Source organism: Burkholderia cepacia complex sp. TUM26381 (assembly GCF_057439935.1).
Genome location: NZ_CM172006.1, coordinates 2,600,200 through 2,624,591, shown reverse-complemented (window position 1 = coordinate 2,624,591; position 24,392 = coordinate 2,600,200). Strand labels below are relative to the sequence as shown.

General features: G+C 68.3%; 20 protein-coding genes and 1 pseudogene. 11 read left to right on the top strand and 10 right to left on the bottom strand.

Going from position 1 to position 24,392, the window contains the following annotated elements:
- Positions 1 to 39 precede the first annotated feature (39 nt).
- From purT to ACWMMN_RS12285, 4 genes are all read left to right on the top strand, one after another.
- Entirely contained in the window at positions 40 to 1,254 is a 1,215-nt protein-coding gene (gene purT / locus ACWMMN_RS12300; RefSeq protein ID WP_059233545.1) for a formate-dependent phosphoribosylglycinamide formyltransferase, read from the top strand.
- An 18-nt stretch (positions 1,255 to 1,272) separates the two neighbouring features.
- Entirely contained in the window at positions 1,273 to 1,458 is a 186-nt protein-coding gene (locus tag ACWMMN_RS12295; RefSeq protein ID WP_059233546.1) for a DUF6726 family protein, read from the top strand.
- A gap of 85 nt (positions 1,459 to 1,543) precedes the next feature.
- Positions 1,544 to 1,924: an MliC family protein gene (locus tag ACWMMN_RS12290; RefSeq protein ID WP_059233547.1), complete on the top strand. Its 381-nt coding sequence runs from the start codon at positions 1,544 to 1,546 to the stop codon at positions 1,922 to 1,924.
- A 453-nt stretch (positions 1,925 to 2,377) separates the two neighbouring features.
- Positions 2,378 to 3,895 (top strand): DEAD/DEAH box helicase, encoded by a 1,518-nt coding sequence (locus tag ACWMMN_RS12285; protein ID WP_479690653.1) that lies wholly within the window; start codon positions 2,378 to 2,380, stop codon positions 3,893 to 3,895.
- Positions 3,896 to 4,163: 268 nt separating this feature from the next.
- On the opposite strand, the gene gluQRS is transcribed toward ACWMMN_RS12285, so the two are convergent.
- Both gluQRS and ACWMMN_RS12275 read right to left on the bottom strand, forming a co-directional pair.
- Positions 4,164 to 5,057 carry a tRNA glutamyl-Q(34) synthetase GluQRS gene (gene gluQRS, locus ACWMMN_RS12280; RefSeq protein ID WP_174993806.1) on the bottom strand — a complete coding sequence of 298 codons (894 nt, stop codon included), beginning with the start codon at positions 5,055 to 5,057 and terminating at the stop codon, positions 4,164 to 4,166.
- A 19-nt stretch (positions 5,058 to 5,076) separates the two neighbouring features.
- Positions 5,077 to 5,931 carry a sulfurtransferase gene (locus tag ACWMMN_RS12275; protein ID WP_174993807.1) on the bottom strand — a complete coding sequence of 285 codons (855 nt, stop codon included), beginning with the start codon at positions 5,929 to 5,931 and terminating at the stop codon, positions 5,077 to 5,079.
- 216 nt (positions 5,932 to 6,147) lie between these two features.
- Between ACWMMN_RS12275 and dnaE the strand changes: the two genes are divergently transcribed.
- The 3 genes from dnaE (at position 6,148) to ACWMMN_RS12260 (ending at position 12,423) form a co-directional block, all read left to right on the top strand.
- Entirely contained in the window at positions 6,148 to 9,678 is a 3,531-nt protein-coding gene (gene dnaE, locus ACWMMN_RS12270; RefSeq protein ID WP_059233551.1) for a DNA polymerase III subunit alpha, read from the top strand.
- Positions 9,679 to 9,986: 308 nt separating this feature from the next.
- The gene (locus ACWMMN_RS12265) at positions 9,987 to 11,072 is read left to right on the top strand and encodes a glycosyltransferase family 9 protein (protein ID WP_486423227.1); all 1,086 of its coding nucleotides are present in this window, start codon (positions 9,987 to 9,989) and stop codon (positions 11,070 to 11,072) included.
- Positions 11,073 to 11,244: 172 nt separating this feature from the next.
- A complete protein-coding gene (locus ACWMMN_RS12260; RefSeq protein WP_340624330.1) occupies positions 11,245 to 12,423 on the top strand; it encodes a glycosyltransferase family 9 protein in 1,179 nt (392 codons plus the stop codon).
- 134 nt (positions 12,424 to 12,557) lie between these two features.
- Here the strand turns inward: ACWMMN_RS12260 and ACWMMN_RS12255 are convergent, their stop codons facing one another.
- From ACWMMN_RS12255 to ACWMMN_RS12245, 3 genes are all read right to left on the bottom strand, one after another.
- Positions 12,558 to 13,838 (bottom strand): O-antigen ligase family protein, encoded by a 1,281-nt coding sequence (locus ACWMMN_RS12255; protein WP_174993809.1) that lies wholly within the window; start codon positions 13,836 to 13,838, stop codon positions 12,558 to 12,560.
- 133 nt (positions 13,839 to 13,971) lie between these two features.
- Complete coding sequence (locus ACWMMN_RS12250) at positions 13,972 to 14,814, bottom strand: glycosyltransferase family 2 protein (protein ID WP_486422695.1); 843 nt, start codon at positions 14,812 to 14,814, stop codon at positions 13,972 to 13,974.
- Between the two features lie 120 nt (positions 14,815 to 14,934).
- Complete coding sequence (locus ACWMMN_RS12245) at positions 14,935 to 15,687, bottom strand: glycosyltransferase family 2 protein (RefSeq protein WP_059233554.1); 753 nt, start codon at positions 15,685 to 15,687, stop codon at positions 14,935 to 14,937.
- Between the two features lie 194 nt (positions 15,688 to 15,881).
- On the opposite strand from ACWMMN_RS12245, the gene msbA reads away from it, so the two are divergent.
- Together msbA and ACWMMN_RS12235 are read left to right on the top strand one after the other, a co-directional pair.
- Positions 15,882 to 17,663 (top strand): lipid A export permease/ATP-binding protein MsbA, encoded by a 1,782-nt coding sequence (gene msbA, locus ACWMMN_RS12240; protein WP_059233555.1) that lies wholly within the window; start codon positions 15,882 to 15,884, stop codon positions 17,661 to 17,663.
- A gap of 94 nt (positions 17,664 to 17,757) precedes the next feature.
- A complete protein-coding gene (locus ACWMMN_RS12235) occupies positions 17,758 to 18,138 on the top strand; it encodes an RcnB family protein (protein WP_059233556.1) in 381 nt (126 codons plus the stop codon).
- Between the two features lie 64 nt (positions 18,139 to 18,202).
- Here ACWMMN_RS12235 and ACWMMN_RS12230 read toward each other — a convergent pair whose 3' ends face one another.
- From ACWMMN_RS12230 to ACWMMN_RS12210, 5 genes are all read right to left on the bottom strand, one after another.
- Positions 18,203 to 18,769, bottom strand: a complete 567-nt coding sequence (locus tag ACWMMN_RS12230) for an FUSC family protein (protein WP_059233557.1) — start codon at positions 18,767 to 18,769, stop codon at positions 18,203 to 18,205.
- A gap of 41 nt (positions 18,770 to 18,810) precedes the next feature.
- The gene (locus tag ACWMMN_RS12225) at positions 18,811 to 20,073 is read right to left on the bottom strand and encodes an MFS transporter (RefSeq protein WP_059233558.1); all 1,263 of its coding nucleotides are present in this window, start codon (positions 20,071 to 20,073) and stop codon (positions 18,811 to 18,813) included.
- Positions 20,070 to 21,032 carry a PRC-barrel domain-containing protein gene (locus ACWMMN_RS12220; RefSeq protein WP_256085108.1) on the bottom strand — a complete coding sequence of 321 codons (963 nt, stop codon included), beginning with the start codon at positions 21,030 to 21,032 and terminating at the stop codon, positions 20,070 to 20,072. Before ACWMMN_RS12220 ends, ACWMMN_RS12225 begins: the two co-directional genes overlap by 4 nt.
- 256 nt (positions 21,033 to 21,288) lie before the next feature.
- Positions 21,289 to 22,440: a collagen-like triple helix repeat-containing protein gene (locus ACWMMN_RS12215; protein WP_486422694.1), complete on the bottom strand. Its 1,152-nt coding sequence runs from the start codon at positions 22,438 to 22,440 to the stop codon at positions 21,289 to 21,291.
- A 445-nt stretch (positions 22,441 to 22,885) separates the two neighbouring features.
- On the bottom strand, positions 22,886 to 23,221 hold the full coding sequence (locus tag ACWMMN_RS12210) for a YggL 50S ribosome-binding family protein (protein ID WP_059233561.1): 336 nt from the start codon (positions 23,219 to 23,221) through the stop codon (positions 22,886 to 22,888).
- A gap of 295 nt (positions 23,222 to 23,516) precedes the next feature.
- Between ACWMMN_RS12210 and ACWMMN_RS12205 the strand changes: the two are divergent.
- Positions 23,517 to 23,947, top strand: a pseudogene (locus tag ACWMMN_RS12205) (STM2901 family protein).
- 1 nt (position 23,948) lies between these two features.
- Positions 23,949 to 24,329 (top strand): DUF1493 family protein, encoded by a 381-nt coding sequence (locus tag ACWMMN_RS12200; protein ID WP_486422693.1) that lies wholly within the window; start codon positions 23,949 to 23,951, stop codon positions 24,327 to 24,329.
- Positions 24,330 to 24,392: the final 63 nt, after the last annotated feature.

Here is a 24,392-nt window from a genome sequence, read left to right as displayed (position 1 = left end):
CGGAGCCGTTTTCGTCCTCCACCTGAAGCGGGAAATCACATGCAGATCGGTCAGCGGCTCGGTACGCCGCTTTCACCCTCGGCCACGCGCGTCATGCTGCTCGGCGCCGGTGAGCTCGGCAAGGAAGTCATCATCGCGTTGCAGCGTCTCGGTGTCGAAGTCATCGCGGTCGACCGCTATCCGGATGCGCCGGGCCACCAGGTCGCGCATCGCGCGCACGTGATCGACATGACGGACGCCGCCGCGTTGCGGGCGATCGTCGAGACCGAGCGCCCGCACCTGATCGTCCCCGAGATCGAGGCGATCGCCACCGACGCGCTCGCCGCGATCGAGGCGGCCGGCCTCGCCGAAGTGATCCCGACCGCGCGCGCGACGCAGCTCACGATGAACCGCGAAGGGATCCGCCGGCTTGCGGCCGAGGAACTCGGCCTGCCGACGTCGCCGTATGCGTTCGCGGATTCGTTCGAGGCCTTCAGCGCGGCCATCGCGAAGATCGGCATGCCGTGCGTCGTGAAGCCCGTGATGTCGTCGTCGGGCAAGGGGCAGTCGGTCGTGAAGACCGAAGCCGACGTGAAGCCCGCATGGGATTACGCGATGGCGGGCGGACGTGTGAATCACGGCCGCGTGATCGTCGAAGGCTTCGTCGATTTCGACTACGAGATCACGCAGCTGACCGTGCGCGCGATCGATCCGGCGACGCTCGCCACGCGCACCTACTTCTGCGAGCCGGTCGGCCACGTGCAGGTCGCGGGCGACTACGTCGAGTCGTGGCAGCCGCAGCCGATGAGCGCGGCGGCGCTCGAGAAGTCGCGCGAGATCGCGCACAAGGTCACCGAGGCGCTCGGCGGGCGCGGGCTGTTCGGCGTCGAACTGTTCGTGCGCGGCGACGACGTGTGGTTCTCGGAAGTGAGCCCGCGGCCGCACGATACGGGCCTCGTCACGCTCGCATCGCAGCGCCAGTCGGAATTCGAATTGCACGCACGGGCGATTCTCGGGCTGCCGGTCGATCCGGCGCTCGGGACGCCGGCTGCGTCGGCCGTGATCTACGGCGGGCTCGACGAGCGCGGGATCGCGTTCGAAGGCGTGCGCGACGCGCTCGCGGTGCCGGGGGCCGACCTGCGCCTGTTCGGCAAACCGGAAAGTTTTGCGAAGCGGCGCATGGGCGTCGCGCTGGCGACCGGCGCGACCGTCGACGAAGCCCGCGAACGCGCGAAGCGCGCCGCCGCGGCCGTCCGGCCAGTGTCGGCCCGCTGATGGAACGAGGAGAGGACGATGGTGTCGAGGTGGTTGAGTATCGGAAAGCTGGGCGTCGCGCTGGTGCTCGTCGCGAATCTCGCGGGTTGCGGCCTCGCGGCCGCACCGTGCCGCGTGGCCTCGGCGGGGCTCAAGATCGTGCCGCTCGTCGGCCATGTCGCCGCGGCGCCGACCGATGCGTGCGCGGGCGTCATCGATCCCTGATCCCCGCAACCGGCGCGATCGCCCATCAACAATAACCGCGCGCCCCGCGAGGGCGCGTTTCCATCCGTCTCGTGAGAGGACCTGCATGATTCGCCAAACCCTCGCCGCGCTCGCGCTGGCCGGCACCGCCGTTTCCGTCGCGCATGCCGCGCAACTGACCGTCGAGGAAATCGACGCCGATGCGCGCCAGCAGACCATTTACCAGTGCGCGAACCAGAAGCAGCCCGTGCGCGTGTCGTACTGGCTCGCGGGCAACGGCCAGAGCTTCGCGCTCGTGCCGGTCAACGGGAAGCAGATGCTGTTCGTCGACACCGTGTCGGCGTCGGGCGCGCGCTACCAGGCCGGCCGCTATACGTGGTGGACGAAGGGCAAGGAAGCGACACTGCGCGACGAGATCGCCGACGAGAAGTCGCCGCCGCTGCTCGGCGACTGCGTGCAGGTCGAGAAGAAAAAGAAGAAGGGCTGAGCGCCGGGCGCGATCGCGGAGCGGAGTCACGTGGGTTGACCGCGAACCGGGCCTGAAGGCCCGGTGCGCGGGCAGCGGCAGGCGTCGGGATACGATCATCCGGGATCGGACCCCTGATATTGCTCGCCGGCCGATCGGGATAACCCGATCGGGTCATCCGTCGCCCGCGCGGGCCTGCACGGGCACGCCGTGCGAACCGCCGTTGCGGCCGTTCGCGGCGTTGTCACGGACAGTTGGCCGCGCAGTGCTACAATACGGCCCTTTCCGTCGGCATTCGCGCCGAACGGAGTCCGCACGGCCTGGCGTCCAGCGTTCGCATTGAACCGGTCCCAAGCGCCAGAGCGGCGCCGCGCGGCGCGCCGTGGCTCCGTCTATTTCCGAATTGTGATGAGCGCAGGCCCGGCTGGCCTGACGCACGATGTCCCCGCCGCGCCTTTTGAGCGAAACGCCACCATGTCCGATTCTGTCGCCAAGCCCGTCGACGCAACCTTCGATCAATTCGGCCTTGCCGCCGATATCCTGAAAGCCATTGCGGAGCAGGGCTATACGACGCCGACGCCGATCCAGGCACAGGCCATTCCGGTCGTGCTCGCCGGCCGCGACGTCATGGGCGCCGCGCAAACGGGTACCGGCAAGACCGCGAGTTTCTCGCTGCCGATCATCCAGCGCCTGCTGCCGCAAGCCAACACGAGCGCGTCACCGGCGCGCCACCCGGTGCGTGCGCTGATCCTCACGCCGACCCGCGAACTCGCCGACCAGGTCGCCGCGAACGTGCACGCGTATGCGAAGCACACGCCGCTGCGCAGCGCGGTCGTGTTCGGCGGTGTCGACATGAACCCGCAATCGGCCGAGCTGCGCCGCGGCGTCGAAATCCTGATCGCGACGCCGGGCCGTCTGCTCGACCACGTGCAGCAGAAGACGGCGAACCTCGGCCAGGTGCAGATTCTCGTGCTCGACGAAGCCGACCGGATGCTCGACATGGGCTTCCTGCCCGATCTGCAGCGCATCCTGAACCTGCTGCCGAAGGAACGCCAGACGCTGCTGTTTTCGGCCACGTTCTCGGGCGAAATCAAGAAGCTCGCATCGACCTACCTGCGCAACCCGCAGACGATCGAGGTCGCACGCAGCAACTCGACGAACGCGAACGTCACGCAGATCGTCTACGACGTCGCCGAAGGCGACAAGCAGGCGGCCGTCGTGCAATTGCTGCGCGATCGCGGCCTGAAGCAGGTGATCGTGTTCTGCAACAGCAAGATCGGCGCAAGCCGCCTGGCGCGCAACCTCGAACGCGATGGCGTGGTCGCGTCGGCGATCCACGGCGACAAGACGCAGCTCGAGCGGATGCAGGCGCTCGACGCGTTCAAGCGCGGCGAGATCGAGGCGCTGGTCGCGACCGACGTGGCCGCCCGCGGCCTCGACATCGCCGAGCTGCCGGCCGTGATCAACTTCGACCTGCCGTTCAGTGCGGAAGACTACGTGCACCGGATCGGCCGTACCGGCCGTGCGGGTGCGACGGGCGACGCGCTGTCGCTGTGTAGCCCGAACGAGCGCAAGCAGCTTGCCGATATCGAGAAGCTGATCAAGCGTCCGCTTGAAGTGCAGACGCTCACGCTCAACAAGCCGGCACGCCAGCGTCACGACGACCGTGGCGGTGAGCGCGGTGGTGAGCGTGGCGGCGACCGTGGCGGCGATCGCCACAGCGAACGCGGTGGCGAACGGGGCGGTCGTCGCGATCGCGACGAGCATCGCGGGGCGTCGGGACACCGGTCGGCCGCTGCCGAGCGCGGTGGTCGTCCCCGTCGCCACGAAGCGCCGGTCGACGATTTCTTCCTGAAGCCGTACGAGCCGTCGGCGCCGGCGAAGCAGGCGGACGACGCACAGCCCGCGCAGCAGCCCGAGAAGAAAGGGCCGAAGCGCCAGGTTGCCGCGCTGCTCGGCGGGTTCGGGATGCCGCGCAAGCCGTCGGCGTAACCGGACGGTTCAAGCGGTCGAGGCGGTGCGCGAACACTGCCGCGGAAACGGGTGCATGCGATGAGCATGTGCCCGTTTTTCATTGGGCGACGCGATCGGGATGGGGCGTGCGCGGGACAGCGATGGCTGGCCGCGCGGGGCAGGGGATTTCGATGGCGGGTCGCCGGCGGGCGTGGCGCCCGGGCTTCCGTCACGTATTCATGCGATCGGGTTCGGCGCTGACGGAGACAGAAACGCGGCCGGTACGGGCCCCGTTCCTGCCAGCGATTCAACCGGCGCGAAGCCCGAAGCGACGCGCCCACGCATCGGTCGCGGCCACGTAGAACGCGTCCATCGTCTGGCTCGACAGATCGCCATCGTCCGTGAGGCCGAGATGCGCGGCGGCAGCCCGCAGCGCCGGCAGCGGATCGTCGCGTTCGAGCGCGGTCGCACCCGTCTGCTTGCTGAGTTTCTCGCCGTTCGCATCGACGACGACGGGCACGTGCAGGTACGCGGGCGTCGGCACGCCGAGGCAGTGTTGCAGATGGATCTGGCGCGCGGTCGAATCGAGCAGGTCGGCGCCGCGCACGACATGCGTGATGCGGGCGTCGGCATCGTCGACGACGACCGCGAGCTGATAGGCCCATTGGCCATCCGCGCGTTTCAGCACGAAATCGCCGACTTCGGTTGCGAGGTTCTGCGATTGCGTGTGTTGCCAGCGGTCGTCGAACGTGACGATCGCGTCGTCGCCGTCGGGCACACGCAGCCGCCATGCGCGCGCGGGCTTGCCGTGCAGGCCGGTGCGGCAGGTGCCTGGATACGCGAGTGTCGTGTGGCGCTCATGCGCGGCGCGCAGCGAGTCGGCGATTTCCTTGCGCGTACAACCGCACGGATAGACGCGCCCCGCCGCGACGAGTGGCTCGAGCGCAGCCGCGTAGGCCGCATCGCGCGTGCTTTGCCACACGGGCGGCTCGTCGGGCGTCATGCCGAAATGCGCGAGCGTCGCGAGGATGTCGTCGGCCGCGCCGGGTACCGTGCGCGGGCCGTCGAGATCCTCGATGCGCACGAGCCATGCACCGCCGTGCGCGCGTGCGTCGAGCCAGCTCGCGAGCGCGCCGACCAGCGAGCCGAAATGCAGCGGGCCGGTGGGCGACGGTGCGAAGCGGCCGCGATAGCCGTTCATCGGGGCGCGGGGCGCGCGCTTATGCGGCGCTGGCTGCCTGCGCGCAGGCCGGGCACGACTTGCCGGGCACGTAGCTCGGCGATTGTTGCGCTTCCGGCGTGACGACCGCGCGGCACGCGAAGCACGTGACGTTCTCGGTGGGCTGGAGTTGCGGGTTCAGCGCGGTGCGGTAGTCGAACACGAAGCAGTCGCCGTGGTAGTGCGCGCCGCCGACTTCCTCGAAATACTTCAGGATCCCGCCTTCGAGCTGGTACACATTCTCGATGCCGATTTCCTTCATGTGGATCGCGGCCTTCTCGCAGCGGATGCCGCCCGTGCAGAACGACACGACCGTCTTGCCTTCGAGGTCGGCGCGGTTCGCGTCGATCACTTCCGGGAATTCGCTGAACTTGTCGATCCGGTAATCGAGCGCGTCGTCGAACGTGCCGACGTCGACCTCGAACGCGTTGCGCGTGTCGAGCATCACGACCGGGCGGCCCGTGTCGTCGTGGCCGCGGTCGAGCCACGTCTTCAGCGTCTGCGCGTCGACGAACGGCGCGCGGCCGAGTTCCGGCTTGATCGCGGGCTTCTTCATCGTGATGATCTCGCGCTTCAGGCGCACGAGCATGCGCCGGAACGGCTGCGAGTCGGACAGGCTTTCCTTGAACTGCAGCGTCGCGAACTTGCCTTCGAACAGCGGATCGTGGCGGAGGTACGCGATGAATGCGTCGGTGGCTTCGCGCGTGCCGGCGATGAACAGGTTGATGCCTTCCGGCGCGAGCAGGATCGTGCCGCGCAGGCCGAGTTCGTTGCAGCGTGCGGTGACGAGCGGGCGCCATTGCTCGGTCGCGTCGAGCGACACGAAGTGGTAGGCGGCGAGGTTGACGATGGTCATGATGGTCCGACGGGAAAACGGCCGCACGGCGGCCCGCAAAAAAGGGTGCGAAGCCGGGGCGTTGATTCGAAAAACCGTATTATCCCGCAAACCGCGCGTGCATCGGCATCCGGCCGTTTGGCCAGCCGCGCGACGCGTCGCCGCGTGCATCGGCCGAACGGCCGGCGCGGGGATTTTTTGGGCAGCCTGCGCGGCGGGGCGGCTACAATAGCGCCCATGTCAGATCCCCGCTTCGTCCATCTTCGCGTTCACTCCGAATTCTCGATTGCCGACGGCATCGTGCGCATTGACGACATCGTCAAGGCGGCGGCCGCAGACGGTCAGGGCGCGCTCGCGCTCACCGATCTCGGCAACGCATTCGGCCTCGTCCGTTTCTACCAGGAAGCCCGCGGCAAGGGCATCAAGCCGATCGCCGGCTGCGACGTCTGGATCACCAATCCGGACGATCGCGACAAGCCGTCGCGGCTGCTGCTGCTCGTCAAGGACAAGGTCGGCTACCTGAATCTCTGCGAGCTGCTGTCGAAGGCGTGGCTCACGAACCAGTACCGCGGCCGCGCGGAGCTCGACGCGAGCTGGCTCGACGGCGAGCTCGCGCAGGGGCTGCTCGCGCTGTCGGGGGCGCAACAGGGCGACATCGGGCTCGCGCTCGCCGCAGGCAACGAGGAAGCCGCGCGCCGTCACGCCGAGCGCTGGGCGAAAGTGTTCCCGGGCGGCTTCTACATCGAGCTGCAGCGTTACGGCCAGCCGGGTGCCGAGGCGTACATCCAGCAGGCCGCGACGCTCGCCGCGGCGCTGAAGCTGCCGGTCGTCGCGACGCACCCGACGCAGTTCATGACCGACGACGATTTCACCGCGCACGAGGCGCGCGTGTGTATCTCGGAAGGCGACATCCTCGCGAACCCGCGGCGCCAGAAGCGTTTCACGACCGACCAGTATTTCCGCACGCAGGACGACATGGCCGCGCTGTTCGCCGACCTGCCGTCGGCGATCGCGAACACGGTCGAAGTCGCGAAGCGCTGCAACCTGAAGCTCGAGCTCGGCAAGCCGAAGCTGCCGTTGTTTCCGACGCCGGACGGCATGTCGCTCGACGATTACCTCGTCCAGCTGTCGAAGGAAGGGCTCGAGACCCGTCTGGCGCAGCTGTATCCGGCCGAAGCCGAACGCGACGCGCAGCGCGACACGTACTACAAGCGTCTCGAATTCGAGTGCGGAACCATCACGAAGATGGGTTTCCCCGGCTACTTCCTGATCGTCGCGGACTTCATCAACTGGGCAAAGAACAACGGCGTGCCGGTCGGTCCGGGCCGTGGCTCGGGCGCCGGTTCGCTGGTCGCGTACGCGCTCGGCATTACCGATCTCGATCCGCTGCGCTACAACCTGCTGTTCGAGCGCTTCCTGAACCCGGAACGCGTGTCGATGCCCGACTTCGACATCGACTTCTGCCAGCACGGCCGCGACCGCGTGATCCAGTACGTGAAGGAGAAGTACGGCGCGGACGCCGTGTCGCAGATCGCCACCTTCGGCACGATGGCCGCGAAGGCGGCCGTGCGCGACATCGGCCGCGTGCTCGACCTCGGCTACATGTTCACCGATGGCATCGCCAAGCTGATCCCGTTCAAGCCGGGCAAGCACGTGACGATCGCCGACGCGATGAAAGAGGAGCCGCAGCTGCAGGAGCGCTACGACCACGAGGACGAAGTGCACCAGCTGCTCGATCTCGCGCAGCGCGTCGAGGGTCTCACGCGTAACGTCGGGATGCACGCGGGCGGCGTGCTGATCGCGCCCGGCAAGCTGACCGATTTCTGCCCGCTGTACACGCAGGGCGACGACGGCGGCGTGGTCAGCCAGTACGACAAGGACGACGTCGAAGCCGTCGGCCTCGTGAAGTTCGACTTTCTGGGTCTCACGACCCTGACGATCCTCGACTGGGCCGAGCGCTACATCCGCCGCCTCGATCCGTCGAAGGCCGACTGGTCGCTCGCGCAGGTGCCGCTCGACGACGCCGCGTCGTTCCAGATCCTGAAGAAGGCCAACACGGTCGCGGTGTTCCAGCTGGAAAGCCGCGGGATGCAGGGCATGCTGAAGGATGCGCAGCCCGACCGCTTCGAGGACATCATCGCGCTCGTGTCGTTGTACCGTCCGGGCCCGATGGACCTGATCCCGAGCTTCTGCGCACGGAAACACGGCCGCGAGAAGGTCGACTATCCGGATCCGCGCGTCGAACCCGTCCTGAAAGAGACCTACGGCATCATGGTCTATCAGGAGCAGGTGATGCAGATGGCGCAGATCATCGGCGGCTACTCGCTCGGCGGCGCCGACTTGCTGCGTCGCGCGATGGGCAAGAAGAAGCCCGAGGAGATGGCCAAGCACCGCGAGATCTTCGCCGAGGGCGCGGCGACGAACGGCCTCACGCGCGAAAAGTCCGACGAGATCTTCGACCTGATGGAGAAGTTCGCGGGCTACGGCTTCAACAAGTCGCACGCGGCCGCGTACGCGCTGCTCGCGTATTACACAGCGTGGCTGAAGGCACATCATCCGGCCGAATTCATGGCGGCCAACATGACGCTCGCGATGGACGACACCGACAAGGTGAAGATCCTGTTCGACGACTGCGCCGTGAACAACCTCGTCGTGCTGCCGCCGGACATCAACCAGTCGCACTACCGGTTCGAGCCGGTCGCCGAAGCCGACGGCAAGCGCTCGCGCACGATCCGCTACGGCCTCGGCGCGGTGAAGGGCAGCGGCCAGAATGCGATCGAGGAAATCCTGCGCGCCCGCGAGGAAAAGGCATTCACCGACCTGTTCGACTTCTGCGAACGGATCGACCGGCGCGTCGTCAATCGCCGCACGGTCGAGGCGCTGATCCGCGCCGGCGCGTTCGACTCGCTGAACGCGAACCGTGCGCAGTTGATCGCGTCGGTGCCGCTCGCGATGGAAGCGGCCGACCAGGCCGAAGCGAACGCGATGCAGGCCGGCCTGTTCGACATGGGCGCCGAGTCGCCGCACGCGCATGCGCTCGTCGACGAACCCGCGTGGGACGACAAGCGCCGCCTGCAGGAAGAAAAGGGCGCGCTCGGCTTCTATCTGTCCGGCCACCTGTTCGACGCCTATCGCGATGAAGTGCGCCGCTTCGTGCGGCAGAAGGTCGGCGACCTGAAGGAAGGGCGCGACAAGCTCGTCGCGGGCATCATCGCGTCGCTGCGCACGCAGATGACCCAGCGCGGCAAGATGCTGATCGCGCTGCTCGACGACGGGTCGGGCCAGTGCGAGATCACGATCTTCAACGAACAGTTCGAGGCCAACAAGGCGCTGTTCAAGGAAGACGAGCTGTTGATCGTGCAGGGGCAGGCGCGCAACGACGCGTTCACCGGCGGCATCCGCTTCACGACCGATACCGTGATGGATCTCGAACGCGCGCGCAGCCGCTATGCGCAGGCCGTGCGGCTGACGATGAACGGCAACGCCGACGCGGTCGCGCTGCGCCGCGTGCTGGAGCCGCACGTGTCGAAGGACGAGCCGGCCGCGAATGCGGTCGACGCGCCCGCGCCGCGCGGCGGCGGGCGCGATGGCGGCCGCCGCCCGCAGGCGCCGCTGCCGAACGGGCTCGCGGTCCAGATCCACTACAGCAATGCGCGGGCGCAGGGCGAAATGCGTCTCGGCGACGCGTGGCGCGTGAAGCCGAGCGACGTGCTGCTGGCGGAGTTGCGTGAGGCGTTCGACGGCAGCGTCGTCGAAATCACCTACTGACGCGTCCCGTTTCGACGGCTGTCGCGACAGGCGGCCCGCCGCATCGCCGTCGCGCGGTGCGGCGGGCCGTTTTCACGTCTGAGGGTAATCGGGCCTTGGGCTGGCCATCCGGACGCTATACAATCCGGCGCTAGCCGCACGAACGCGGCGCCCAGCCGCGGGTTTGCCCGGCGAGCGGCGCCGGTCTCGTGCGCATAAACAGGGGCGGATCAGTATGGCGGGCAGCAATGCGCGTCACGGCCGCGCCGGTCCAGGATGCCGTGAAACGGCCCGTCGCGACGATAAAAACTGACTGTCACCACATGACCATGGCCAATGGGAACCCGACACAGCGGATCCTCGTGATCCGGATTGATTTTCTGGGCGACATGCTGTGCACGACGGCGTTTCTCGGCGCGTTGAAGGAGCGCTGGCCCGGTGCGGAGCTGCATGTGGTCGCGAACCGCTACAACGCGGCCGCGCTGGCCGGCAACCCGGACGTGCACGCGATCCACACGTACGTCTACAGCCGCCAGTGCGAGCGCAACGACCGTCCCGGGCGGATGCGCGCCTTCTTCGACCGGATGCGACTCGTGCGCCGCCTGCGCCGCTTGCGGTTCGACCTCGTGGTCGTGCCGAACGGCGGCATGCACCGCAGCAGCATGCAGTTCGCGCGCCAGCTTCGCGCGAAGGATTGCCGCTGGCACGATGCCGAGACCGAATTCGACGATCGCAAGCCCGAGCATGTCGCGCAGCGGCAGATGTGCCACGAGGCGCTGTCGGGTTTCCGGCTCGTGCCCGAACTCGGCCGGGCCGATCTCGACCGCCTCGAACTGTCGGTTCATCCCGACCGTACGCTGCAGGATACGTGGTATCGCCTGCTCGGCGCACGCACGAAGCCGCGTGTCGGGCTGTTCGTGTCGAACAAGGCGGCCGAGCGCCGCTGGCCGGCAGACCGCTGGCGCGACCTCGGCGTGCGGCTTGCGCCGTTCGCCGACGTGATCGTGTTTCGCGATCCGGCGATCGGCAAGTCTGCCGAGGACGATGCGTGGTGCGACGTGAACGCGCAGCATGTGGCGCCATCGTCGGTCGCCGAGCTGGTGGCCGCCGCGAGCCTGCTCGACGTCATCGTCTCGGCCGACAGCGCACCCGTGCATCTCGCGTCGGCGCTCGGCGTGCCGGTTGCCGCATTGTTCGAGGACCGTCCCGAGAAATACCTGCGCTGGCACCCGCTCGGCGTGCCGCACGTGATCCTGCGCGCCGGTGCGACCGTCGACGCGATCGGCGTCGACGCGGTCGATCGCGCCGTGCGCCATTTGCTGCCGCCGGCCGGCCGACGCGACGAACCGGTGACCGACATGCGACGCGCGCGACCGGCAGTTGCCGCGCCCGCGGCCATGACGATCGCCTTGTAACGCGGGCGCACCCCGCACGTCGCGACCGTCGGCGCGGCCCGCTGGAAGGGCCACTGGAGGGCCACTGGAAGGGCCGCATCGGGGCCGCCTGCACGGCCGGCGCGCCATGCCGCGCCGGCTGCTGCAAAATCCTGTACATTGCCAGCCTTGTTCAGCCAGCTAGACGATCGCCGTGGCCCTGTTTTCTTCCGCCCACCCGCCCAGAACCATCCTCGTTGCCGCACCGCGCCGTATCGGCGACGTGCTGCTGACGACGCCGCTCGTGCGTTCGCTGAAGGCCCGCTGGCCGGACGCGCAGATCGACATGCTGGTGTTTCGCGGTACCGAGGGCGTACTCGAGCACAATCCGGACGTGCGGCACGTGATCGTCGTCGCGCAGCGCGCGGGATTCCGCGAGCGGCTGCGCGACGCGCTGTCGATGTGGCGCCGCTACGATCTCGCGTGCGCGGCGCTGAGTTCCGACCGGCCGCGTTTCTATAGCTGGTTCGCCGGCCGCAAGCGGGTCGGCCTCGTCGATCCGAATCGCGTCACGTGGCTCACGCGGATGATGCTGAACGGGATCGCGATCAATCACCACGAATCCGCGCATACGGTCGTCAGTACGCTGGCACTCGCGCCGGTGATCGGCATCGAGCCGGTGTCCGAGGTCGTCGCGCCCGGCATCGGCGACGATCCCGCGCGGCGCGCGCGCTTCGACGCGCGGCTTGCCGAATCGCCGGCGATCCGCGCCGGCAAGCCGCTGGTCGTGCTGCATCCGTATCCGATGTTCCGTTACAAGCAGTGGCGGCTCGACGGCTGGGTCGAGATGATCGGCTGGCTGCGCGAGCAGGGCTTTGCGGTCGCGCTGTCCGGCGGCCCGGGCGACAGCGAGCGCGAGTATGCGGAGCAGGTCGCGGCCGAAGCGGGCGGCGACCTGCTGAACCTGGTCGGGCGCCTGACGTTCGGCGAGAGCGCGGAGCTCGTGCGGCGCGCGCGGCTCTTCATCGGGCCCGACACGGGCGCGACACACGTCGCGGCCGCGACGGGCACCGCCACGATCGCGCTGTTCGGTCCGTCCGATCCCGTGCGCTGGGGGCCGTGGCCGCAGCATTGGCCGGCGACCGAGAATCCGTGGTCGCTGCGCGGCTCGGGGCGGCACGGGAACGTGTGGCTGCTGCAAGGGGAGGGCGACTGCGTGCCGTGCCGGCACGAGGGCTGCGAGCGCCATGTCGACAGCCGCAGCGACTGCCTCGTCAATCTCGGCACGCAGCGCGTGAAGGCCGCGGCGGCCGAAATGCTCGGGCTGAATCCGCCGGGCCCGGCCGACGCGATCGTCGACACGTCGCGGCTGCATCGCGCCGGATCCGACTGACGCGCGAGCGACGCGCGTCTTTCTTCTTGCTCGGGGGAGCCGGTTTCGCGGCGAGTCGCCTGGCGCGCGCGTCGACGGCGGGTGTCCGCCGCCGGACCTGACCGGCAGGCCGGCAGCGCGCCGTCCGGCGTGGGTTACGCGCTGCGGCGGATCGCCGACGTCTCGCGCGGCAGCGCCTCGCTGCGTTCGCCGCAACCGAGCAGGATGCCGGCCAGCAGCACGATCAGGTGCCCTTCTGCAAAATCGAGCAGCAGCGAATTCGCGAGACTGCCGATCGTGAAGATCGCGAGCCACGCGAGCAGCAGGTGCCGCGAGCGCGGATCGAGCGCGCGGCTGCCGCGCGCGATCTGCACGATCAGGTTGATGAACAGCAGCACGCCGAGCGTGCCGAGCTGCACGGCCATCAGCAGGTATTCGTTGTGCGGGTTCGACGTGAGCTGGCCTTCGGCCGCCGTCTTGCCGGCCGTGAGCCGCTCGAATTCGGATTCGAGGCCGCCCGCGCCGTAGCCGATCACCGGGCGCTGGCGATACAGTTCGAGCCCCTTCTTGTACCACTCGAGGCGCAGCCCGGTCGACGTGGCCGCGTCGCTCTGACGATATTGCTGTACTTCCGTCACGACCTTGGTCAGCCGGCCGTTGTGAACCGTGCATGCGGCGACCACGAGCGCGACGCCGGCCAGGACGAGCACGCCGGCGGCAAGCCCCGCGCGCAGCGCCGACTGGCGGCGCAGCAACAGCACAAAACGCACGGCGACGACGAGGATCAGCAGCAGCGCGATGACCTGCCCCGTGCGCCCCTGCAGCATGACGAACACGTTGACGAGCGACCACGCGGCGATGCCCGCATAGGCGATCCGCGAGAACGCCGTGCGGGCCGCCAGCGCGAGATCGGCCGCCTGGTAGAAGAGCAGCGCGCCGAACATGCCGGCGGCGATGTGGTTCTTGAACACCCAGGCGCGCGACAGCGGCAGCTCGGTCGCGTGCGCGGGCCCGATCGCGGTCAGGCCGAGATAGTTGGTCGTCGACAGCAACAGGATCACGCACAGCGTGCCGAACCAGCAGCGCCGCACGATCGGCGCCCAGCTGGAATGCCGGAACGCGAGCACGGCGAATGGCAGCAGCAGCAGCTTGTCGTACTTCGCGACCCAGTTCCACGCCTTGTTGTGCGGCGCAACCGTATACGTGACGCTGACGGTCAGTGCGGCCAGGATCAGCAGTGCCGCGAGCGAAGCCGGATCGGTGACGAACGAGCGCAGGTCACGCCAGAATTCGGGGGAGATCACGAGCGCCGCGGCGAACAGCCCGCAGAACACGTTGGTCAGTGCGGTCGAGACGGGCACCATGCAGAGCGCGGCGACGGCGAATGCACGGGCGGCGGTCAGGCGCCGCGTGGCGGGAGCGGAAAACGAAAGCATCGGAACCTGTCGAATGAACGAACGCGGCTTGCGGACATCGTGCGCCGCACCGCGCATCCCGGCGGGAGATCCGGGACGAACGGCGCAGTATACGCGAAGCAGGCGGCGTTTCCGTGCTGTTTTCGGGGTGCGATCAGCTGAAGGCGCGCTTGATCCGCGAGCGCAGCAGCGCGCGCTTCAGGCGGCCTTCCACGGCCGGTGTGTCGAGCGCGATTTGCGTGCCGGCCGGCGCGCCGCGATGCAGGTAATAGCGGTCGAACGTGGCTTGGGTCATACCCCATTTGTTCAGAAACTGGCGGCGGCCGTCGTTCTTGACGATCTTGCCGGTGCTTTTCTGCTGGAAGTGGTAGACGAGGCTGTCGCCGACACCGAGGAAGATCCGGCAGCCGGCGTCCCAGAATTTCATCGAGAAGTCGTTGTCGCTGCTCATGCCGGGCGACAGTTCGCTGCTGTAGCCGCCGATCCGGTTCCACCAGTCGCGGTGCACGAGCGTCGGCGGCCAGGTCGAGCCGAACCAGTCCGCGCGCGCGAGCTTCGGGGTCGCAGCGACCAGGCCGGCCGCATCGAATTGCTCGGCGTCGCGGCCGAAATTGCTGACGACGACGCACGGGTTGCGCGTGTCGACCGGCTCGATCATCGTGCCCGACAGCATGAAGAGGTCGGTCGGCATCTGTTCGATGCGGCGCACGAGCGCCGCGTCCCAGCCCGGGCAGCAGAACATGTCGTCGTTCATGTAGACGACGTAGTCGCGCGTGGCGCGCGCGGCGGCCAGGTTGACCGCGTGGCAGATGCCGATGTTGGTCGGCGATGCGGTGTGCTCGATCCCTTCGCTGCGCACCCAGTCGAGCGTGCCGTCCGAGCCGTCGTTCACGTGCACGATGATCTGGTGGTCGTACGCGGAGTGGCGGCGCAGGCTGTCGACGACGAGCTTGAGGTACGGCAGGTTGTTCCAGGTCGGAATGATGATGGAGAACATGGCGGTCGGATTCGGTGGTCGTCGTGGCGGGCGGCACGCAGCGCAGCCGCTCGGGCGGGCACGCACGGTGCGCGCAACCCGGCATTGTAACGCCGGGCCGGCCGCGCGCCGGGCGGGCGCCTAGCGCGCCGTTTCGTGGCCGAGCTTCAGGAAGCGGTAATACACGGTTTCCGCGTTGAACACGGCGATCATGAAGCCGGCGCGGCCGTCGAGGAACCCGCGCCGCAGCACGTAGGTGCGCACGAAGGCCCAGGCGCCGCGCGCGAGCGCCTTGCCGAAGCCGCCGCGCTGGCCGGCCGCGCGGCGCTGGCGCGCGCCGGCCGTCGAATACGCGTCGAGCTTGCGCACGACGGTTTCGAAGTCCTCGTACGAATAGTGCATCAGCTTGCCGGACAGGCGCTGCGCGGCGCCGTCGAACACGAGCCGTTCGTGCACGAGATCGTCCGAGAAGCGCGCGGTGCCGCGCCGGAACAGGCGCGGCACCCAGTCCGGATACCAGCCGCTGTGATGGATCCACTGGCCGCAGAAGCTCGACAGCCGGTCGACCGCATAGACCTGCGCGGCCGGCGCGCGGATCGTGTCGCGGATCGACTGCGCGAGCTCCCGCGTGACGACTTCGTCGGTATCGAGCGACAGGATCCAGTCGGTGCCGAGCGCGTCGAGCGCGCGATTTTTCTGCGGGCCGAAGCCCGGCCAGTCGCGCTCGACGATCACGCGCGCACCGTGTGCCTGCGCGATCGCGACGGTATCGTCGGTGCTGCCGCCGTCGATGACGACGACGTCGTCGGCGAACGACAGCGCATCGAGGCATTGCGCGAGCCGCGCGGACGCGTTGAGGGCGATGAGGGCGACGCCGAGGGAGGGTTCAGCCATGAAGTCGTCGGAAAGGCGGAGAAAACGGTGAGCGGCAGTATACCCGCGGCCCCGCCGCCGGCCGCATCGGCCATGCCCGTGCCGCCGGGGCGGTGCGGCTATAATGTTGAGCCCTTTTCGGCACCCGCCCGACAGGGGCGACCGCCCGGGCGGCCACGCACCGGGCGCCGCATCGCGGCTCAAGAAGGATTGCCTTGGAAACCCAGAACACTCTTCGCAAACCGATAGACGGCACCGGCACCTCGCCGGTCACGGTCCTCAAGCGCCTGTGGCCGTACATCCGGCCGCTGATCGGCATCGTCGTGCTCGCCGTGATGACGATGGGTGTCGTCGCGGCCACCGAAGCCGGTATTCCGGCGCTGCTCAAGCCGCTGCTCGACCACGGCTTCGGCGCGCATGGCAGCGACAGCGCGAAATGGTACGTGCCGATCGCGGTGATCGGCCTCGCACTCGTGCGCGGCGTGTCGCAGTACGCATCCAATTACCTGCTCAACTACGTATCGAACCGCATCCTGCTGCAACTGCGGCTCGAGATGTTCCAGCGGATGCTCCACACCGGCGCGTCGTTCTTCCAGCGCGAAACCGCGAGCACGGTGATCAACGCGATCGTGTTCGAGGTCAACCAGATCCTGTCGGTGCTGACCGGCGTGATGGTCACGCTCGTGCGCGATTCGCTGACGGTGATCTTCCTGCTCGGCTACCTGTTCTACCTGAACTGGCGGCTCACGCTGATCGTCGCGGTGATCCTGCCCGGCATCGGCTGGCTCGTCAGCAAGATCAACCGCCGCCTGCGCCGCCTGAACCGCGAGCACCAGACGCTCACCAACGAGCTGTCGTACATCGTCGAGGAGACGGTCGGCGGCTACAAGGTCGTCAAGGTGCACAACGGCGAAGCGTACGAGATGGACCGCTTCACGTCGATGAGCAAGCGCCTGCGCGGCTACGCGATGCGCATGACGATCTCGGGCGGCCTCGCGCAGCCGCTCACGCAGTTCCTCGCGTCGATCGCGCTTGCGGTCGTGATCACGATCGCGGTCGTGCAATCGTCGAACGACCAGACGACGGTCGGCGGCTTCGTCGCGTTCGTCACGTCGATGCTGCTCGTGATCTCGCCGCTCAAGCACCTGATCGACGTCAACCAGCCGCTGCAGCGCGGGATGACGGCTGCCGAGCTGATCTTCGGGCTGATCGACGAGCCGGCCGAGCCGCAGGGCGGCGGGCGGCCGCTGGCGCAGGCGCGCGGCGAGATCGAATTCCGCAACGTGTCGTTCGACTACGGCGCGGCCGAGCGGCCGACGCTCGACCGCATCTCGTTCAAGGTCGCGCCGGGTGAAATGATCGCGCTGGCCGGCCCGTCCGGGAGCGGCAAGACGACGCTCGTGAACCTGCTGCCGCGCTTCTTCGACCCGACGGACGGCGCGATCCTGGTCGACGGCGTGCCGGTTTCCGACTACGACCTCCACGCGCTGCGCGGCCAGATGGCGATGGTCAGCCAGGACGTCGTGCTGTTCAACGACACGATCGCCGCGAACGTCGCGTACGGGCAGACGCCCGACCGCGCGCGCGTGCAGGCCGCGCTCGAGGCCGCGAACCTCGCCGATGCGGTCGCCGCGATGCCCAACGGGCTCGACACGCTGGTCGGCGGCAACGGGATGCGGCTGTCCGGCGGCCAGCGCCAGCGGCTGGCGATTGCACGCGCAATCTACAAGGATGCGCCGATCCTGATCCTCGACGAAGCGACGTCGGCGCTCGATTCGGAATCGGAGCGCCATGTGCAGGCGGCGCTCGAGCGGCTGATGGAAGGCCGCACCACGCTCGTGATCGCACATCGGCTGTCGACGATCGAGCGCGCGGACCGCATCCTCGTGCTCGAGGCCGGCAAGATCGTCGAAGAGGGCAGCCATGACGAACTGCTGCGTCACGGCGGCCTCTACGCACACCTGCACCGGATCCAGTACCAGCAGCAGGCGGCGTAACACGCGGTCATGCGGCCGCGCGATGCCGTGTGCTAGTCTTCATCGGGTAGTTCGAGTGGTTTCGTTCGACGTGAAAACACGGAGGGAAAGCACAATGAAGAAGATGCACGGGATGATGCTGGCCGCAGCGATCGCGGCGAGTCTCGCCGCGCCGGCCGCGATGGCGCAGGATCACGACAACCACAACGACCAAGGCGGCCACGGCATGCAGCGTGGCCACGGCCCGAAACACATGCCACCCGGCCAGATGCGTCATGAGGACGACGTGCCGCCGCGCTGGGCCGACCAGCCGCGTCGCGAATGGCACAAGGGCGACCGGCTTCCCCCCGAGTTCCGCGATCGCCAGTACGTGATCGACGACTGGCGCGGCTATCACCTGAGCCAGCCGCCGCGCGGCTATCAATGGGTCGGCGTCGGCGGAGATCACCTGCTGGTGCAGATCGGTTCCGGCATCGTGCTGCGGATCGGCGACTGACCTTGCCGATCGCCCGGCACGTATCGCCATGCCGCGATGCGCGCCGGGCAACCGGTACACCGCGTCACTTTGCCGCGGCGTGGCGGAACCAGCGCCGCTCGATTCTCGACATCACCCAGCACACCCCCAGCGCGCACACGGTGCCGAGCGTCACTTCGCCGAGCCGTATCAGCGGAACGTCCCACAGCGGGCCATTGCCCGGAAACAGCAACACGATCGTCGCGGTCACGCCGCCGAGCCGGGCCGCGCTGCCAACGTTCAGGCACCAGCAGCACACGATCACGATCGCGACCGTGATCGCGTACGCGACGAGACGATCGCCGCCCAGCGCCGCACCCGCGAAGCCAAGTACGCCACCGACCATCGCGCCGATGAACTGGTCGCGCGACAGCGACATCGTGTCCGAGTAGTTGTGCTGCGTGACGGCGATCGCGGTGATCGCCGCCCACACGGCCTGCTCCGAGTGCACCGCGTGGCCGATCGCATAGGCGAGGCACGCGCCGCAGACGGCCTGAAACGCCATCAGCCCGCCTTGCGCGAGCCGTTCGCTGAATGACAGCCCCTTGAACAGATCGAAGATCGATTGCTGGATCTGCTGGCGGGCTTCGTTGAGTGTCCTGATCGTATCCATTGCGAGTCGGCCAAGAAGCGGGAATCGGCGGCGCGCTGCCGTCAGTGCGCCTGTTCGGGCGAGGCGGCCGCCGGCTCGTCGGCCGCCGCATCGCCGTTGTCGACGCGCGTTTCGGGCATCACGAGCCAGACCAGCAGCACCGCGAGCGCCCCTGCGGCCGCGAGCCCGAAGAAACTGACCGCGTTGCCGAAGTGATCGGCGACGTAGCCGGCCACGGCCGTGCTGAGCGTCGCGCCGATCCCGGCCGCGAGCCCGAACAGCCCGATACACAGGTTGTAGCGGCCCTTGCCGCCCGCGACGTCGGCCGCGATCAGCGGCAGCATCACGCCGAACACGGCCGCGCTGATGCCGTCGAGCATCTGCACGGGCACGAGCAGGTACGGGCTGCTCACGCCGGCGAACAGCAGCGCGCGCACCGGCAGCGCGGAGAAGCCGAGCAGCAGGATCGGCCGGCGCCCCCAGCGCTGCGCGGAGCGGCCGACCCACGGTGACAGCATCGCGACGATCGCCTGCGGCACGATGATGCACGCGGCGATCACGAGCTGCACGTTTTCGCCCATCCCGGCCGTGACTTCGCCGGCCGCGAGATTCAGCATCGCCGCGTTCGACAGGTGGAACAGCACGACGCACGCCGCGAAGATCAGCATCCGGCGGTCGCGCAGCAGTTCGAGCAGCGTTTCGCGTTCGCCGGCTTCGTCGTGCTGATCGTCGGGCTTCGACGACTGCGGAATCACCTGGTGCGTCGGTTGGATCATCGCGAGCGCGAACAGCGCGGGCAGCGCCAGCACGGCAGTCAGCCAGAACACCGCGCGCGCGGAGAAGTATTCGCCGGTGAGGCCCATCAGGCCCGCCGCGACCGCGCTGCCGATCGATGCCCAGCGTGCATTGCGGCCGAGCCGGTCGCCGAGGTCGGCGCGGCCGACGAGCGAGAACGAGATCGCGGCCATCGCCGGCACGAGCATGCAGCTCGCGAAACCGTGGAACACCTCGGCGGCGATCACCGGCACGATCGTCGGGCTCGACGCGAGCAGCACCGCGGACAGGATGATGGCTGCGATCGCCCATGCGGCCGCGCCTTTCTTGTTCTTCAGCGCATCGACGGCCGCGCCGCCGGGCACCTGGCTGACCATTGCGCTGATCGTGCCGATCGACAGCACCATGCCGATCTCGCCTTGCGTCCACTTGTGCGACGCGAGGTAGGACGCGATGAACGGACCGAACCCGGTCTGAACGTTTGCAACGAAGAAGTTGAGCCAGTCGAGGGACCGCAGACTGCGAGCGCTGACGGAATGCTTGATCGTCATCGGGTGGCACTCGCAGATGAAGCCGGGGCCGGAGCAACGGGCGGGAAGACCGCGATGACCGGCTTGTCGGCCGCGTAGGGCGGCGATGCCTTGATCTGCGCGTCGTTCAGGTCGAGTTGCGGGTGCAGCGCCTTGTCGCGCGTGACGAAGCGCAGCGCGCCCCAGCTCGCGGCGATCGAACGGCGATCGGTATTGACGAGGCCGCCGAGGTCGAGCACGACAGCCTGCGGCTGCGCGGCGCGGTCGATCAGCACGTCGACGATGCGGCCGATCTTCGTGCCGTTCGGGCGCTCGACATCGCTGTCGAGCATCGGCAGCCGCGTCGCAGGCGAGGCCGCGGCCGAACCCGACAGCGGCACGGCCTTCGGCCGCGCGGCCGAAGGCAGGTCGCCCGACGGCACGTCGAGCACGATCGGCTCCTGTTTGCCGCCCGGCGTGAAGCGGAACACGGCCCACGGGAAGATGACCTTGCGGTCGCCGATGCCCATGAAGCCCTGCAGGTTGACGATCATCTCGCGCGGCTTGCCGCTCGCGTCGGTCACCATGTCGACCGCGCGTCCGATCACCTTGCCGTTGCGGCGCGCGACTTCGCTGTCGAGCAGCGCATGGATCTGGGTGCGGTCGAGCGGGCGCGTCGCGACGATCGGCGGGGGGGGCGGCGGCGGCGGTGTCGGCGATTCGGGGCGCTGCGGGGGCTTCGGCCGCGTCACCTCGCGACGCGGCTTCTTCGGCGCTTCCGGTTCCTCCGGCTGTGTCGGCGCCGGCACGGGCGGCATCGTCAGCGGCTCGCCGGCGGTTTCCGCGATGGGCTCGACGAGCGCCTCGCTGATCGGCGCGGGCGGGTTCTGGACCGGCAGCAGCCCGCAGCCGGACAGCAGCGCGGCGGCGGCGAGAATCAGGAAGACCGTCGAGGACGGTAACGACTTGCGGGATGCGGGAAACGGGAGTCCGCCGCTCATTGACACTCACTCCATGGGTCGGGGGCGGCCCGAGGGCACGCGGCTGGCGATGGATGGCGGGTGCGGGCGGCGCACCACGCGAGGTGAGATTTTAACGTGTCTTGCTTTCAGGACCGATTTCGATGGCCGGTTGCAGGCGGACTGTGGGGAAAAGGTAGGGATCGGAGGCGGGGCGGACGCGAGCGGAAGCCGGCCGGGATTGCGGCTGCGGCGCCCGGATCGTCGGTGACGATCGGGCGCCGCAGGGGCGTGCGGCTTACTTGACCAGCGACCCGAGCGTCGTCGTTACGGGAGCGAGCACGCCGCCGCCCGACTTCGAAAGCGCGCCGCTGCCGCTGCCGCCCGTCAGCCCCGCGACGGGCGAGCCGCCGGCCGCGCCGGACACGGCACTCGTTACGGTGCCGACCGCCGACGTGAGCGCGCCTGCCGGATTGCCGCCGCCCGTCGTGCCGCCGAGCGCGCCGGTCGACAGGAGCCCCGTGACCGGTGCGAGCGGATTCGTCGCGGCACCGCCGCCGAGCAGCGTCGTGCCGGCCGTCGCGACCGTGTTGCCGGTCGCCGTCACCACGTTGCCGACGCCGGTCGTCACCGGATTGCCGCCGGTCTTCGCGATCGTCGTGCCGGCGTTCGCGACACCGTTGCCGACCGTCGTCACGAGGTTCGTGAGCGGCGCGCCGAGCGGCGTGCTCGACGCAACGGTCTGCGTGACCGATCCGACCTGCGACGTGATCGGCGTGATCGCTGAACTGGCGGCACCCGTGACCTGCGCGACGGGGCCGGTCGACAACTGCGTGCCGAGCGTGGCGCCGCCACCCGAGATCGTGTTGCCGAGGGTCGTGATTGCGCCGCCGACGGGCGACGTGACGGGCGCGAGCGGCGCCAGCGCCGACCCGCTGGCGCCGAGGCTGGACACGACGCCGCCGGTCGCCGCCACCGCGTCGCCGAGATTCGTGACCACGCCGCCCGTGCTCGCGACCGTCGTGCCGACCGGATTCGACGACGCGCCGAGCTGGCCGAGCCCTGAGCCGAGACCGGTGCCGAGCGTGGTGACGGCCGCGCCGGCGTCCTGTACGACGGTGCCAAGCCCCTGCGTGGTCGCCGCGTTCGTGCCGGGCAGCGACTGGCCGGCGATGACCGTGCCGACGCCCGACACGGTGCCGCCTGCGGCCGTCACGACGTTGCTCGACGCCGCGGTCGTCTGGCCAACCCCATTGGCCGACGTGCCGCCGGAGCCGTTGCCCGTGCCGCCGGTCGTCGCCGTCGTGTCGCCCGAACCCGATCCGCCGCCGCCGGTGCCCTGGCTCAGCGAGCCGGAGCCGCCGCACGCGGACAGCGACATCAGCGCCGCAACGCCGGCCGCGATCATGATCATTCGGAGTCCTGCTTGATGGATGGTCGGCGTAGTCATGTCGTCCTCGTATCGTTTGATGGAGTGGGTCAGGCGGCCGTCGCGTGCGCCGATGTGTCGCCGCTGCGAACGGGAAGCGGCTGGCGCGTTGTCGGTTGTCTCCCTGATTGCCTGTCGCCGTGTCGCGTTTTCGCCCGTACCGGAATCCGGCGCACCTGTCGGGCGGGCAGTTCGCATTCTTTCGTCTTGCTTGCCGATCGCGCCGGAAAACACCGGATTCCTGGCGATCAGAGTAGGTCCGCCAGTGCGAGACGTCTTTTAATGATCGTTAAATTGAAGTAAGCGTCCGATTCAATACGGAAATCGGGGTAATCACGGTCGACACGGGGTGAATCGTGTGAGTGGGGGAGGAGGTGGGGGCGGGCGAGGGAGGGGCGGTAGCGGCCTGCCCGCCGTCAGGGCGGGCAGGCGCGGGCGCTGCCTGGCACAGCGTGAAACCTGGCGATCAGGCGTCCGGATACCACGCGTCGGTGAATTCGCTGACCTTGACGTCCGTCAGTTCCGGACGGGCGGCCAGCCACCCGCGCACGAGCTCGCGATCGGCGTCGGTCGTGGTGCCGCGCGGCGCGCCGGAGATCACGTAGGCGCCGATGCCTTCGTCCGCGGACGCGACGGTCATCAGCCCGTTCGCTTCGACGAAGTCGATGAACGCGTCGATCAGCTCGCCGCGTTCGAGGTCGGTCATTTCGTTGCGGTAATGCGCGGTGGCGTTGAACGCGAGTTCCTGGAATTCGCCGATGTGGAGTTTCTTGCGCTGGCGGCGGTTGTGGCCTTGGCTCATGGTGTGTGATGAATGAATGAGAGGTGGGAAAGGATAGCGCGGCGGCTGGCGCGGACACCATGTCGACGTGCCGCATGGCCGGGGCCGGCGGCGAAAGGGTGGAGCGTCGAGCCGTCGCGACGTGTCGTTGTCGCGGGGCTCGTCTGGAAACTGTTCTTAAACCATTGCTCGATGCGCCTTTCGCCGTGTGGCCCGGTCAAGCGGACCGTTGCACGCATGACCGAATGATACAGGGATGGCGAGCGCGTTCGGCTTTGCTAAGGTCGGCGGCTATTCGAACGACAACGAGGGCCGTATGTCGGGCAATCGCTATGCGTACGAGGGGTGTGTGGATCTCACGCCTGGGGATCTGTTTTTTGGGTTGCCGTGAATCAGGTTTGCAAACGGTTTGGCTTTCACGACCTCGGCGCCGCGGCGGCTGTCCTGTTGGGACAGAACGATGTACCGATTCCCGGCAAGCTGCGCGGCGCGGTGGCCGGTACATCCGTTGTGTCGATTGCCGCCCGCAAGGCGCTGCCGTTCAACGTCGGAATTCGGCTGCCGGCCATTACGAAAGCCGGTGCAGGTGGTGTGCGAATCGCGACGACCCGTAACCTCGGTGCGTTCGTCGGGCGTGCAGTGCCGGTTGTCGGCGCTACCGTGCTTGCCACCGGTGCGGCAGTCGTCATGTGGAACACGGTGCAGGTCTACAACAGCATTGCAAAACCGGAAGACAGGGTGCTCTGATATGACCGGCACGGCATGGGATCGGCTCGAAGCGTTCGCGCGTGAGAAACTTGGGCGCCCGCTCTTTGGCGGTCCGTTGAAGCTGTCACGTTCAAGCCGGATGGAAGAGGACCTCCGCATCACGGAAATCGACGCGATCGAATTCATCGACAAGTGGCGCGAGACTTTCGGGATCGACGTCGAGCATTTCCCGTATCGGCGATACATCGGTCCGGACACGCTGGATATGGTCCGAACGTTCGTTGGCCTGTTGTCGTCGAAATATCGTGCCCCGGAACTCGTGCCGCTTACGCTCGGCATGCTGGAGGAAGCGATGCGCATCGGCCGATGGGATACCGATGCGATCGAGCGCTTTGCACGGGAAGCAACTCGCGACGAATAGTCGTCCGCAGATGCATGCAGGATGCGCGAAATCCGTACCGCGCCCGGGGATTTCGCGCATTCG

Coding starts and splice junctions, on each gene's coding strand:
- ACWMMN_RS12200 (WP_486422693.1), top strand. CDS start 23,949: ATGACCGGCACGGCATGGGATCGGCTCGAAGCGTTCGCGCGTGAGAAA.
- ACWMMN_RS12265 (WP_486423227.1), top strand. CDS start 9,987: ATGGCCAATGGGAACCCGACACAGCGGATCCTCGTGATCCGGATTGAT.
- ACWMMN_RS12245 (WP_059233554.1), bottom strand. CDS start 15,687: ATGGCTGAACCCTCCCTCGGCGTCGCCCTCATCGCCCTCAACGCGTCC.
- ACWMMN_RS12210 (WP_059233561.1), bottom strand. CDS start 23,221: ATGAGCCAAGGCCACAACCGCCGCCAGCGCAAGAAACTCCACATCGGC.
- purT (WP_059233545.1), top strand. CDS start 40: ATGCAGATCGGTCAGCGGCTCGGTACGCCGCTTTCACCCTCGGCCACG.
- ACWMMN_RS12250 (WP_486422695.1), bottom strand. CDS start 14,814: ATGTTCTCCATCATCATTCCGACCTGGAACAACCTGCCGTACCTCAAG.
- ACWMMN_RS12235 (WP_059233556.1), top strand. CDS start 17,758: ATGAAGAAGATGCACGGGATGATGCTGGCCGCAGCGATCGCGGCGAGT.
- ACWMMN_RS12295 (WP_059233546.1), top strand. CDS start 1,273: ATGGTGTCGAGGTGGTTGAGTATCGGAAAGCTGGGCGTCGCGCTGGTG.
- dnaE (WP_059233551.1), top strand. CDS start 6,148: ATGTCAGATCCCCGCTTCGTCCATCTTCGCGTTCACTCCGAATTCTCG.
- ACWMMN_RS12255 (WP_174993809.1), bottom strand. CDS start 13,838: ATGCTTTCGTTTTCCGCTCCCGCCACGCGGCGCCTGACCGCCGCCCGT.
- ACWMMN_RS12230 (WP_059233557.1), bottom strand. CDS start 18,769: ATGGATACGATCAGGACACTCAACGAAGCCCGCCAGCAGATCCAGCAA.
- ACWMMN_RS12275 (WP_174993807.1), bottom strand. CDS start 5,931: ATGACCATCGTCAACCTCGCCGCCTACCACTTCGTGTCGCTCGACGCG.
- ACWMMN_RS12220 (WP_256085108.1), bottom strand. CDS start 21,032: ATGAGCGGCGGACTCCCGTTTCCCGCATCCCGCAAGTCGTTACCGTCC.
- ACWMMN_RS12290 (WP_059233547.1), top strand. CDS start 1,544: ATGATTCGCCAAACCCTCGCCGCGCTCGCGCTGGCCGGCACCGCCGTT.
- ACWMMN_RS12215 (WP_486422694.1), bottom strand. CDS start 22,440: ATGACTACGCCGACCATCCATCAAGCAGGACTCCGAATGATCATGATC.
- ACWMMN_RS12285 (WP_479690653.1), top strand. CDS start 2,378: ATGTCCGATTCTGTCGCCAAGCCCGTCGACGCAACCTTCGATCAATTC.
- ACWMMN_RS12225 (WP_059233558.1), bottom strand. CDS start 20,073: ATGACGATCAAGCATTCCGTCAGCGCTCGCAGTCTGCGGTCCCTCGAC.
- gluQRS (WP_174993806.1), bottom strand. CDS start 5,057: ATGAACGGCTATCGCGGCCGCTTCGCACCGTCGCCCACCGGCCCGCTG.